Source organism: Citrobacter werkmanii (assembly GCF_008693645.1).
Classification (GTDB): domain Bacteria; phylum Pseudomonadota; class Gammaproteobacteria; order Enterobacterales; family Enterobacteriaceae; genus Citrobacter; species Citrobacter werkmanii.
Genome location: NZ_CP044101.1, coordinates 2895300 through 2907870 on the forward strand (window position 1 = coordinate 2895300; position 12571 = coordinate 2907870).

Annotated in this window: 13 protein-coding genes; 6 read left to right on the forward strand and 7 right to left on the reverse strand. The window is 51.7% G+C overall.

From position 1 onward, the window contains the following. The first annotated feature begins 205 nt into the window (after positions 1–205). Both narX and narL read left to right on the forward strand, forming a co-directional pair. A complete protein-coding gene (gene narX, locus FOB24_RS14620) occupies positions 206–2002 on the forward strand; it encodes a nitrate/nitrite two-component system sensor histidine kinase NarX (RefSeq protein ID WP_150345093.1) in 1797 nt (598 codons plus the stop codon). Further along, positions 1995–2645 carry a two-component system response regulator NarL gene (gene narL / locus FOB24_RS14625; RefSeq protein WP_038641125.1) on the forward strand — a complete coding sequence of 217 codons (651 nt, stop codon included), beginning with the start codon at positions 1995–1997 and terminating at the stop codon, positions 2643–2645. The genes narX and narL overlap by 8 nt, the downstream gene beginning before the upstream one ends. A 21-nt stretch (positions 2646–2666) precedes the next feature. On the opposite strand, the gene FOB24_RS14630 is transcribed toward narL, so the two are convergent. Continuing rightward, on the reverse strand, positions 2667–4052 hold the full coding sequence (locus FOB24_RS14630) for a YchO/YchP family invasin (protein ID WP_150345094.1): 1386 nt from the start codon (positions 4050–4052) through the stop codon (positions 2667–2669). Positions 4053–4260: 208 nt separating this feature from the next. Here FOB24_RS14630 and FOB24_RS14635 point away from each other — a divergent pair, with 208 nt between their 5' ends. Both FOB24_RS14635 and FOB24_RS14640 read left to right on the forward strand, forming a co-directional pair. Beyond that, positions 4261–4614, forward strand: a complete 354-nt coding sequence (locus tag FOB24_RS14635; protein ID WP_038641128.1) for a DsrE/DsrF/TusD sulfur relay family protein — start codon at positions 4261–4263, stop codon at positions 4612–4614. A gap of 261 nt (positions 4615–4875) precedes the next feature. Beyond that, the gene (locus FOB24_RS14640) at positions 4876–5121 is read left to right on the forward strand and encodes a DUF1883 domain-containing protein (protein WP_038641131.1); all 246 of its coding nucleotides are present in this window, start codon (positions 4876–4878) and stop codon (positions 5119–5121) included. Between the two features lie 54 nt (positions 5122–5175). Here the strand turns inward: FOB24_RS14640 and FOB24_RS14645 are convergent, their stop codons facing one another. Together FOB24_RS14645 and chaB are read right to left on the reverse strand one after the other, a co-directional pair. Further along, the gene (locus FOB24_RS14645; RefSeq protein ID WP_038641133.1) at positions 5176–5871 is read right to left on the reverse strand and encodes a gamma-glutamylcyclotransferase; all 696 of its coding nucleotides are present in this window, start codon (positions 5869–5871) and stop codon (positions 5176–5178) included. Between the two features lie 196 nt (positions 5872–6067). After that, positions 6068–6298, reverse strand: a complete 231-nt coding sequence (chaB, locus tag FOB24_RS14650; RefSeq protein WP_038641135.1) for a putative cation transport regulator ChaB — start codon at positions 6296–6298, stop codon at positions 6068–6070. 274 nt (positions 6299–6572) lie between these two features. Between chaB and chaA the strand changes: the two genes are divergently transcribed. Continuing rightward, complete coding sequence (gene chaA / locus FOB24_RS14655) at positions 6573–7673, forward strand: sodium-potassium/proton antiporter ChaA (protein WP_038641137.1); 1101 nt, start codon at positions 6573–6575, stop codon at positions 7671–7673. A 55-nt stretch (positions 7674–7728) separates the two neighbouring features. Here chaA and FOB24_RS14660 read toward each other — a convergent pair whose 3' ends face one another. Next, positions 7729–9420: an amidohydrolase gene (locus FOB24_RS14660; RefSeq protein ID WP_085048085.1), complete on the reverse strand. Its 1692-nt coding sequence runs from the start codon at positions 9418–9420 to the stop codon at positions 7729–7731. Next, positions 9410–10039, reverse strand: coding sequence for a TetR/AcrR family transcriptional regulator (locus tag FOB24_RS14665; protein ID WP_150345095.1), 630 nt, complete (start codon positions 10037–10039; stop codon positions 9410–9412). The genes FOB24_RS14660 and FOB24_RS14665 overlap by 11 nt, the downstream gene beginning before the upstream one ends. A 72-nt stretch (positions 10040–10111) precedes the next feature. On the opposite strand from FOB24_RS14665, the gene bdcA reads away from it, so the two are divergent. Then, the gene (bdcA, locus tag FOB24_RS14670) at positions 10112–10825 is read left to right on the forward strand and encodes an SDR family oxidoreductase (protein WP_085048084.1); all 714 of its coding nucleotides are present in this window, start codon (positions 10112–10114) and stop codon (positions 10823–10825) included. A 46-nt stretch (positions 10826–10871) separates the two neighbouring features. Here the strand turns inward: bdcA and kdsA are convergent, their stop codons facing one another. Continuing rightward, positions 10872–11726, reverse strand: coding sequence for a 3-deoxy-8-phosphooctulonate synthase (gene kdsA / locus FOB24_RS14675; RefSeq protein ID WP_038641145.1), 855 nt, complete (start codon positions 11724–11726; stop codon positions 10872–10874). Between the two features lie 35 nt (positions 11727–11761). Beyond that, the gene (gene sirB1, locus FOB24_RS14680) at positions 11762–12571 is read right to left on the reverse strand and encodes an invasion regulator SirB1 (RefSeq protein ID WP_006684256.1); all 810 of its coding nucleotides are present in this window, start codon (positions 12569–12571) and stop codon (positions 11762–11764) included.

A 12571-nucleotide genomic window follows, 5' to 3' on the forward strand; every position in this document is an offset into this window, starting at 1 on the left:
CGGTAAAAAAGATGTGGTTTTTCACGCTTCTGTCGTCTTCTACTCCCCCCGCCCCATGACCTCCCCCTTGGCTGGCAATTAAGAGGTAGCCCGTTTGAGGTATGGGTATACTCCAGTGTATCGCCGAGAATAACGCCACTGCCTGCAGCAGAACCGTTATTCAAAAGGGTTTCTGTTCTACGAAGACCCGAAGGAACAAGTCACCATGTTTAAACGTTGTCTCTCCCCGCTTACGCTGGTCAACCAGGTGGCGCTGATTGTTTTATTGTCTACTGCCATCGGCGTGGCAGGTATGGCTGTCTCCGGTTGGCTGGTTCAGGGCGTTCAGGGTAGCGCCCATGCAATTAACAAAGCCGGCTCGCTGCGTATGCAGAGTTATCGTCTGCTGGCGGCGGTACCCCTGGAAGCCGACGATCAACCGCTACTGGATGAAATGGAGAAAACGGCGTTTAGTCCAGAGTTAACGCGAGCCGCACAGCGCGATGGACAACAGGCGCAGTTAAAAGCATTACAGGATTACTGGCACACTGAGCTGGCGCCAGGGCTTGCCCACGCGCAAACGCCTGATGCGGTGGCGCAAGATGTAACGCGCTTTGTTGTTGGATTGGATAAGCTGGTTACCGCCTTCGACCATACCACCGAATTACGCATTGAACGCGTCGTCCTGCTACATCGCCTGATGGCGGCATTTATGGCCTTACTGCTGGTCTTCACCATTATCTGGCTACGCGTACGTCTGCTGGAACCATGGAAACAGCTATTGGCGATGGCGCGAGCCGTCAGCCAACGTGATTTTACCCAACGTGCGCATATCAGCGGGCGTAATGAGATGGCGGCTCTGGGCTCGGCGCTGAATAATATGTCGGAAGAGCTGGCTGAAAGTTATGCGGTACTGGAACAGCGGGTGCAAGAGAAAACGGCCGGACTGGAGCATAAAAATCAGATCCTCTCTTTTCTGTGGCAAGCCAACCGCCGCCTGCATTCTCAGGTGCAGTTGTGCGAACGCCTCTCTCCGGTGCTGAACGGCCTGCAGAATTTGACCCTGCTACATGATATTGAGCTGCGGGTTTATGATCTGGAGGATGAAGATAATCATCAGGAATTTACCTGTCAGTCCAATGTCAGTTGCGATGAGAAAGGATGTCATCTGTGCCCACGCGGTACGTTGCCCGCGATAGACGGTGGTATCACGCTGAAATGGCGGCTGACCGACGCACATACCCAGTATGGTATCCTGCTCGCTACATTGCCGAACGGACGCCATCTCAGCCACGATCAGCAACAACTGGTCGATACCCTGGTTGAGCAACTGACCGCGACGCTGGCGCTCGACAGACATCAGGAGCGCCAGCAGCAGTTGATCGTGATGGAAGAGCGTGCCACCATTGCGCGCGAACTCCATGATTCTATTGCACAATCGCTTTCATGTATGAAGATGCAGGTTAGCTGTTTGCAGATGCAGGGCGATGCGCTGCCCGAGAATAGCCGCGAACTGCTTAGCCAGATTCGTAATGAACTGAACGCCTCGTGGGCGCAACTGCGTGAGCTGTTAACGACCTTCCGTTTACAGCTCACTGAACCCGGATTGCGACCCGCGCTGGAAGCCAGTTGTCAGGAATACAGCGCCCGCTTTGGTTTTACGGTTAAGCTGGACTATCAGTTGCCGCCGCGCCTGGTCCCTTCGCATCAGGCGATTCACTTATTACAAATTGCTCGTGAAGCCCTGAGCAACGCCCTGAAGCACTCCCATGCTGATGAAGTCGTCGTGACGGTGGTGCAAAATGGCAAACAGATCAAACTCACAGTACAAGATAACGGCTGCGGCGTACCGGAAAACGCCGAACGCAGTAACCACTACGGCATGATAATAATGCGCGACCGTGCGCAGAGCTTGCGCGGCGATTGCCGAGTACGCCGTCGTGAGACAGGCGGTACTGAAGTTACTGTCACTTTTATTCCCGAAACAAACTTCACAGAAGTCCAAGGAGATACCCATGAGTAATCTGGAACCGGCAACCATCCTGTTGATCGACGATCATCCGATGCTGCGAACCGGTGTAAAACAGCTTGTCAGCATGGCGCAGGATATCACCGTTGTCGGTGAAGCCAGCAATGGCGAACAGGGTATCGAGCTGGCTGAATCTCTTGATCCCGATCTGATCCTGCTTGATCTCAACATGCCCGGCATGAACGGTCTGGAAACCCTCGACAAGCTGCGTGAAAAGTCCCTGTCTGGCCGCATCGTGGTGTTTAGCGTGTCCAATCATGAAGAAGATGTCGTTACCGCACTGAAACGCGGCGCGGATGGTTACCTGCTGAAAGATATGGAGCCGGAAGATTTACTGAAAGCATTACAACAGGCCGCCGCCGGTGAAATGGTACTGAGCGAAGCCTTAACGCCGGTTCTGGCCGCCAGCCTGCGCGCCAACCGCGCAACGTCCGACCGTGATGTCACCCAGTTGACGCCGCGCGAGCGCGATATTCTCAAGCTTATCGCCCAGGGCCTGCCCAACAAGATGATTGCCCGCCGTCTTGACATCACCGAAAGCACGGTTAAAGTTCATGTGAAGCATATGCTGAAGAAAATGAAGCTCAAATCACGCGTAGAAGCAGCGGTTTGGGTGCATCAGGAACGCATTTTCTGATAACGAAGTCGTGCATCATGGTTAACGAGGATCATTTGCCGAAACGCTGATAAACGGTTCGGTCAGTGATAGCGTGATCTCATTGGAAGAGACACGCTGGCCCAGTTCATCTTCTACCACTACCGACAGCCGCCAGCGGTTTGTCGCCCCTTCTCTACTGTCCCACTTCGGCATAATAATCGTCCAGCCCTGTGCGCTGCGGGTACTGCTGCCAGCGGTTAAGCTCAGCGCCTGAGTATCGCCCTGCCATGCAAGATGGCGAATCCCATGCAGGCTGCGCACTTGTACCTTCAGCGCCACCGTTTCTCCCGGCTTGAGATCCCAGGGCGGCGTGGCCAAAAATACCGACAGGGTTTTACGCTGGCGATACTCCAGCGTCGGCAAACTATTCCGCTGCGGATCGTCATAACGACTGCCGCGCAGCGAGCGGCTGTTCGCCACTTCGCTAACCATCAGCTGTTTTTTTAACGGAACGCCGAAACGATAATTCAGCGTTAATCCGAGGTTATTCTGACTGACGCCATTTTCACCCTGCTTATGCTGCGCAGTCATCGTAATCAGCGGCACCGGCGTATAGCTCAGCCCGAGGTTCACCGCTACCGGATTGTGATACCCGGTTCCTGAATGAAACAGATCCACCCGGTCGCCAAAATACTGTTCAACGCTGACGCTGGTATTGAGATGTTGATAGAACGGCATCCACATTTGCGCGGTAAGGTCGTAGCCGCGGGCCATCCGTTGTTCCTGTGTGGTGGAACGATTCTGCCAGGAGGAAAACGGCTGGTAGTAGTTAGCGGATAAACGTAAATACTCGCCCCACGCTTCTGCACCTAAGCCGCCCCGGGGCAAATTTTCATCCAACAGATTGTCATAAAACGTGTTGTAACCCAGTAGCCATCCGTCATGTACCCAGCGCTGCCCAATTCCCGCATTGCTGACTAAACCCTCATCCTGTTGCGTTAAGCCTAACTGGCTCCAGGTAAGATAGCGCTGATTGTCCTGCCACGGAATAAACCAACTTCCCCGGCTGCCGGTAAAGCTGCCCTCTTTATCAACCTGCAACCCGACGCTGGCATTTCCCCAGGGAGAGAGCCAGGATTCCAGTTGTTGATTCACCTGTTCGCTGACCGTGTCACGTACCTGACCAAACGCGAACTGCTTCGCCTGCTCGCCGGTATCAAGGCCGTTATCGGTCATACTGGCTTCACCGAATGCTTTCACCATTTCGGCGAAATGCTTTTCGCCTGCCCGCGATTCCGGCGCCATACCGAGATCGGGCAAGCCATCGCTATTGTTATCGAATGGGTTTTCAGCCTGGTGAATAAAAGAGGATTGTGCGCTGGCAGTACCCCCTGCCAGTGGCAAGAGTGCAAATACGGCGAGAGGGAAATAAATAATACGGCTCAAATCGTTAGTTATTTCTTACATCAATTAATCAGGCACACTTAACCTAAACCATAACGTCTTCAGCAATTAATTGCAGCCTTTATCCCCGTTTTCGGGATTTTCTGACCCGAATAATCAGGGGTAGCCACATGCTTTCTTTTCGATATCTGGTACAGGGAGTACCATACACGCCAGGAATTATCCCTCCCATCCGACAACAGGAGTCAAAATGCAAAAGATAGTGATCGTCGCGAACGGTGCGGCCTATGGAAGCGAATCGTTATTTAACAGCCTGCGTCTGGCCATCGCCTTGCGTGAACAAGAAGCCTGTCTCGATCTGCGTCTGTTTTTAATGTCGGATGCGGTTACGGCGGGATTACGCGGTCAGAAACCGGCGGAAGGATACAATATTCAGCAAATGCTGGAGATCCTGACAGCGCAAAACGTTCCGGTAAAACTGTGCAAAACCTGCACTGATGGCCGTGGGATCACCGACCTGCCTTTAATTGATGGCGTCGCCGTGGGCACGCTGCCAGAACTGGCGCAATGGACGCTGGATGCAGATAAAGTATTGACCTTCTGACAGCGCCTTACAGGCACGCGCACTGAAAGTGCCGGAAATTTCCGGATTTTATCTTAGATGGGCGCGGTTTCGTTGAACGTTAGCACGCCCTTTCAACCGTCTTGAGGAATTTTGTCACTTTTGTTTAATCGTTATGCCATTTTTTGATCAAAATCAGCATCCTGTTGCTCCCCCTTTGGTGTTATGCAATGAGTGAAATGTGAACAACATCACGCAGCACTTTCGACAGAAAGTACGTTGTTTTCAAGAACGGGGTGAAAAATGGCATTAGTGAAGGCGAGTTTAAAGTTATTTGGTGGCGATACGGTGGTTGTGCGCTGTTCCGAGCGCTGTCACATCCATCTGATGAGCGAGAAAAATCACGTCAAAGACACGCAGTCCGACATCTTAAGCGTGCAGGACCGTGATAACGCATGGTTGACCGTACCTTATACCGGCGTCTGGAACGTGCTGATCGACAGCCACAGTCAGTCGCTTGAGCATTCGATAAGTTTTATTGCAGCGTAATCGTGAAATGCCCGATAAGCACCTGGCTGTCGGGCACACAACACTCCGCCGACGCTATGCAAAACCTGGTCGTATAATCCCTTCCGGCAGGTTCTCTCCCAACAATCGTTTGACCGTAATCACCAGATCGTTAAGACAATCATCCTGCATTCCCAGCTTCACCAGTTCTTGTTCCAGCGAGAACAGATACTGGGCATTAGTGCCTAAAGGTCCGCTGGCCGCAGCGATAAGCGGCGCTATCACCTGCGCGCGTGTATCCGACTCAAACAGCGGATGGCGCGGATCCATAATAAAGACCAGCGCGTTTACCGTCCGTCCGTCATCCAGCGCCAACTGACACCAGGTCGGCAGGTAGCAACCGGTGATCATTTCACGCTTCCACAGCAGAGAAAGCTCTTGCTCCAGCGATGCGTCTGGTAAGCGATAAGCCACACCGGTAGTGCGTCCACCCTCTTTCAGGGCCAGCATCCGTCCCGGCTGACAGGCCGTTCCTCGCCCCGCCGTCAGACGCAGGCAAAATGCACGGTGCCAACCGACCAATGTTCCGGTACAGGACTCTTCAAATTCTAAGGCCGGGTTCCACATCAACGATCCATAACCGAAGATCCACACCGGTCCATCATCTGGTCGGCAAGCAAGCGTGGCGGCCAGTGAGGCTGCCCGTTGTTCCGCTGACCAGAGTAGTGATTCTTCAATAGCGCCAAACGCCGTCTTACAGTCGGCATTCAATAAAAAATCACGCGTTAACACCTTACACCTCCGCCACTGCAGCTTCCCTGCGACAACTTTTTTGACGCCTTCCGGGCATTTTTACTGCTCATTTTGAAACCAATAGCTGGACAATAGGCAATTCACCGCTCGCTTGCAAGCCAGTAACGGCGCGGCGTAGCACGATTCGCTAACGGATGACTCAGGCTAGTTTATAAAGGCATTATAATTGATACCGTTACGTCTTTTTATGCCATTTATCATCATCACCTTTTTGATAATCATTTTTCACCGCCGCCCACGCCACCTTGTGCGCTGTCTCTTCGCGAGTGGCATCATCGCGACGGTCAGATTTATCTTTATACTGTTCCCAGGCGCTGTTAAAGGCTTCTTTATAGATGTCCTGAGCATGGGATGGCAGAACATGCTGTACGCTGTCAGGCAGATCGCTTTTAGATTTATAGGGCATTGTGAACTCCTCTTTTTGGGCTAAACCTTAAGTGTGGTTAACAATGCTGCGATGCGCCAATAATGAACATTTTTAAATTACTTCTTCATCTAACTTTCTGTTAATTAAATACTCTATAAACAAGACGTTTGTTTTTGGCCACTTAGAGATGGAAAATAAGCGATGCGGTAAAATTTCGTAAAATGTCACCTACAAAACCGCTTTTTCTGTTATTTTTTACATTCTTTAATACTTTTATAATTATAAATACCTGCAGAGATGGAGAATTAACTTAATGACACAACTACATGAGGCGGTAAAAACCCGCCACAAGGAGACCTCTCTCGTCTTCCCGATTTTGGCACTGGTAGTACTGTTCTTATGGGGGAGCAGTCAGTCACTACCAGTGGTCATCGGTATTAATGCGCTGGCCCTTGTTGGTATATTAAGCAGCGCATTCAGCGTTGTCCGTCATGCGGACGTATTAGCACATCGACTTGGCGAACCCTACGGCTCGCTGATTCTCAGTCTGTCAGTTGTTATTCTTGAAGTCAGTTTAATTTCCGCGTTAATGGCGACCGGCGATGCCGCGCCTACGCTAATGCGCGACACGCTGTATTCGATCATTATGATCGTCACCGGGGGTTTAGTCGGTTTTTCATTACTGCTGGGCGGCCGCAAATTTGCCACTCAGTATATGAACCTGTTTGGTATTAAGCAGTATTTAATCGCCCTGTTTCCACTGGCCATTATTGTGCTGGTGTTTCCAATGGCGTTACCGGGAGCCAATTTTACTACTGCGCAGGCGCTACTGGTGGCGCTCATTTCTGCGGCAATGTACGGCGTCTTCTTGTTGATTCAAACAAAAACGCACCAGAGCCTGTTCATTTACGAGCATGAAGATGAGGGTGACGACGACGATCCGCATCACGGTAAGCCGTCAGCGCACAGCAATATATGGCACGCCGCCTGGCTCATCATTCACCTGATCGCTGTTATCGCCGTCACCAAGATGAACGCCAGTCCACTGGAAACCTTGCTGACTGAACTCAATGCGCCCGTGGCATTTACCGGTTTCCTGGTGGCGCTGTTGATCCTCTCGCCTGAAGGGCTGGGGGCGCTGAAAGCGGTGCTGAACAATCAGGTACAGCGGGCGATGAATTTGTTCTTCGGTTCAGTATTAGCCACTATTTCACTCACCGTACCGGTAGTGACGCTGATAGCGTGGGCAACAGGAAATGATTTGGTGTTTGCTTTGGGCGCGCCAGAGATGATTGTCATGGTCTCGTCGCTGGTACTGTGCCACATCTCTTTCTCCACCGGACGAACCAATGTGCTTAACGGCGCCGCGCATCTGGCGCTATTTGTCGCCTATCTGATGACGATATTTGCCTGATAACTAGTTTGGCGGGATCCACGGCCCTTTGCAGGGCCGTTTTCTTTTAGCGCGTTTATTGCTCCGGATAAACCTGTTGGCCATCGACAAACGTTAATAACGATTCCGTTTGATGCAGTTTGTCTGGCGCAATAGCCATAATATCTTGATTCAGCACCGCAAAATCGGCGAGCTTACCTGCTTGCAAACTTCCTCTTTGCTGCTCAGCAAAAGCCAGCCAGGCGGCATTTCGGGTATACATTTTTAACGCATCTTCCCGACTTAACTGGCGGGTGTCATGGCGTACTGAGCCGTCGAGCGCTTTACCTGTGACATGATATTCAATGGCATGCCACACTCCCGCAACGCCAATCCGCGTCGCATCTGTACCGCCGGCAACGATTACCCCCTGCTCTAACGCGGGTTGCACTGGCGATGATAGCGCCGCCACCGTTTTACCATTTGCGCGTTCAATGGCGGGAGATTCAAAATATGGCCCCATCTGGACAGAGTAGGCTAAACCGAGTTTCTTCATGCGGGCAATCGTTTCGGGCGTACCGGTATTAAGATGCGCAATAGACCAGCGCAACGGCGCAATATCATGCGATTTAGCCACCTCGCTAATGACATCTAAAATCGCATCCGCACTGTCATCGGTATAAGCATGTATTTCAACGGCAACACCTTCTTTGGCGGCAAGCTGAAGCACCTTTAATTGTTCTTGTTGGGACTCTGCTGGGGATGTGAACCCAGATGACATCCGCACGCCATCATTCATTGCCATCACCAGGCTTTCACCGAAGCCCAGAAAGGCTATTCTGCCGTCATCATGCATTGCCGGGCGAAACGCCAGGCGTTGTTTAAACCATTCCGTTTCATTACCAGGCGGTGCGGATAAACGATATCCAACGCGTATCCTGAGAGGTTGCTGCTGCTGAAGTTTAAAGAAGTCACGATAAGCTTGCTCATGCCCGGCAGAAGGATCGATAAACCCGACCACGCCGCGTTTATTTAAATAACGTACAAAGGCGTTAAGGTTCTTTTCCACATCGCCAGTCTGGCTAATCTGGGCGAAAAGCTGGTTAAAACTGCCAATGGTCCCGCGCAATTTCCCCGTTGCCAGCCCTTTATCATCGCGTTCTATCACGATCCCTGCCGGAACATCCGGCTGTGGACTATTAAGTTTTAGGGTCTCGATAGCCTTTTGATTTAACAGCGCATAGTCATAAAGGCTTTGTATATATGCAGGATGATGAGGCAGCGCCTGATTCAGTTCCTGAACCGTCGGATCCCGCTTTTCAGCAAATTGTTCAGGTATCCATGAACCCGCCACCGCTACCCATTGCTCAGCGTCTTTCTTTGCCGCAGATTGCGACAGTTTATTTAACGCATCGGGTAAATTTTTAGTATCAAACCAGTAGGTTTCAAATAAAAATGTCCTTCCCCCCCGAATGCCATGCAGATGCGCATCAATTAACCCCGGAATAACAGTTTGCCCCGTAAGATTAATTTCCTTCGTGTTCGGTCCGGACCATTTTTTCACCGTTTCATTATTACCCACCGCAATAATATGCCGCCCTTTTACCGCCAGCGCCTGCGCATTGGGTTGTTGTTCATCCATGGTAATCAACTTGCCGTTATACAAAATAACGTCGGCCTTGTCCTGAGAATGCGCCAGAAATGAAATTCCTATCAGAATTGCGGCCAACGCTACGTTGCGCATAGCCGGAGGGGGAGTATTAAAGCAAAGTCCCAGTTTACCCATCATATTTATCTACCTTTTCATGTGATGAAACTCGGGAAAGCTGATGCAGCACCGCATGGCTGGCGATGTGTGCGCTGGATAGCAAACGTTCGAGCGTATGCCCACAACGGGCTTTTCCCGACAGACCAAGCATCGTGGTACTGATGTAATCGGTCAGGCTATCAGCCACTTCGGGATGGCGCTGTGCAATAAAGTCATGAATTTTATGTTCTGCAACCGAGTAGAAAGCCCGGGCCACCTGCCGCGCCTGCGGATCGTTGCTATGCGTGCCCTCCAGAACCAAACAACCAGGCGCATGCGGATCCGCGGCGTAGCGTCGCGCCGCCTCTTCAAGCAACGCAGCAAGGCTTTCGGCAACCGGTCTGTCAGAACGCAAAATGTCATCAAACGGGATCGCATCAGTTTGTACATAGCGACCAAGCACGCGTTCATAAAGACCGATTTTGTTCCCAAAAGCGGCATAAAAACTGGGGGGCTTGATGTTCAGGGCCTGCGTAACATCCGCTACGCTCACAGCGTCGTATCCATGTGCGTGAAATAAGGGCTGTACTTTGGCAACAGCCAATTCCGGATCAAAATTACGTGGTCGGCCTGGGGCGCGCGAACATTTTGTAGTGCTCATTACAAATCCATTGACAGAAAACCATGCACCCATTATATATCGATCACTACATAATTGTTCAAGGAGTATCTCATGTCCCCATTTAACGGCAAATCAGTTCTGGTTCTTGGCGGAAGTCGGGGGATTGGCGCGGCTATTGTGCGCCGTTTCGCCGCAGATGGCGCAGCGGTTACCTTTACCTATTCAGGCTCCGCAGACGCTGCAAAAGCGCTTGCGGATGAAACAGGTTCCCACATGACGCAAACCGATAGCGCCGATCGCGATGCCGTCATTAACCGGGTACGGGAAAGCGGCCCGCTGGATGTGTTAGTGGTGAATGCAGGAATTGTGCTGTTCGGCGACCCGCTGGAGCAGGATCCCGATGACGTTGAGCGCCTGTTCCGCATTAATATCCACGCGCCCTGGTACGCGGCAGTAGAAGCGGCACGACAAATGCCTGACGGCGGGCGGATTATCATTATTGGTTCAGTGAACGGCGATCGTATGCCAATTGCCGGTATGGCTTCCTACGCGTTAAGCAAATCTGCTCTGCAAGGCCTGGCAAGAGGGCTGGCCCGTGATTTCGGCGCGCGTGGCATTACGGTCAACGTAGTGCAACCGGGGCCCATTGATACTGACGCTAATCCAGCAGAAGGTCCATTGAAAGAGCTGATGCACAGCTTTATGGCGCTAAAACGCCACGGTCGACCAGAAGAAGTGGCCGGAATGGTTGCCTGGCTGGCTGGTCCGGAGGCCGGGTTTGTGACGGGAGCTATGCATACAATTGATGGGGCGTTTGGCGCCTGACAGTAATAACAGGCCGGAGACAAGTGCCCCGGCCTGTTCAGCTGTCTTAGTTCTCAGTATCGAGCTCGTCGAAGCTTTTCACCAGGTCATCAATCGCTTTGATCTGCGTGAGGAACTGTTCCAGTTTCGCCAGCGGCAGTGCGGATGGACCATCGCATTTCGCATTGGCTGGATCCGGATGCGCTTCAATAAACAGGCCTGCCAGACCTACCGCCATGCCCGCGCGCGCCAGTTCAGTCACCTGACCACGACGGCCGCCGCTTGCGGCGCCAAACGGGTCGCGGCACTGCAGCGCATGGGTGACGTCGAAAATCACCGGCGAATTGCCAGAGACCTTTTTCATCACGCTAAAGCCCAGCATATCCACAACCAGGTTGTCATAACCGAAGTTCGCGCCACGGTCACACAGGATAACCTTATCGTTACCGCCTTCATGGAATTTATCCACGATATTACCCATCTGACCCGGACTAACGAACTGCGGTTTTTTCACGTTGATAACGGCACCGGTTTTCGCCATCGCTTCCACCAGATCGGTCTGGCGAGCGAGGAATGCCGGCAGCTGAATCACATCCACCACGTCAGCAACAGGCTGTGCCTGGCTGGCTTCGTGAACGTCGGTGATCACTTTTACGCCAAAAGTTTGCTTCAGCTCCTGGAAGATTTTCATCCCTTCTTCAAGGCCCGGTCCACGGTAAGAGTGGATGGAAGAACGGTTGGCTTTATCAAAGGAGGCTTTGAACACGTAAGGGATACCCAGTTTTTGAGTAACGGTTACGTAGTGCTCACAAATGCGCATCGCCAGATCGCGGGATTCCAGCACGTTCATTCCGCCAAACAGCACGAACGGCAGGTCATTTGCCACGTTGATGTCGCCAATGCTAACCACTTTTTGTTTCATAGGATCGCCTTAAACGGTAGGTAAAGTGTCATTAATCAATGCAATACAATTTGTTTGTGCGAAATGGTATTAATCTGCGCACGAATCATTTCGCTGATCGGGTCTTCCGGACACTGCTCAACGAAATAACTTAAATCTGTCAGCGCAACATGTTCACACTCCAGTTGCGCATATATCAATCCCCGATCGCGTATTTCATACGGGTCTTCAGGATTAAACTGTAATAATGCTTCACTGGCTCGCAGCGCCAGTTCCATTTGCCGCTCTTCCATCAGCGATGATTTCAGCGTGTCGAGCAGTTTGCGGATCACTTCTGCGTTATCCGCTTCATCCAGATCTTCATTAAACAGTTCCGCGACCGGGCTGATGTTCCCCTTCAGCCACACTTCCAGCGTGTGTTCATTTAACGTTTCGCCATTGAACGGATTGATTAGCCACATTTCGCCATCAAGCGATTCAATGCGCAGGATGAGTTGTGTCGGGAAAATCACCGGTACCAGCGGCAGATCCAGTCGGTTGGCAATCCATAATAAGATCGCGCCCAACGACACCGCACTGCCCTGACGATTTTTCAGAACCTGGTCGAGCCATAGTGCATCAGAAAGACGATAGACGCCGTGGGTATCCGTAAACCCCCATTCGCCGTAAAAAAGTGCCAGCAGTTTTTCCAGTTGCTCATCCTGAGACAGGAGCTGGCTAATTTCTTCTTGCGCCAAACTGACCAGACGTTCCAGTTCGTCATAGACAGTTTGTGTTGGAAAATCCAGACGGATAGACTCCGACGCCAGGATCATCCCATCACACAATGGCGCTTTATTAAATTCGAAATCAGCTAACGACCTCAT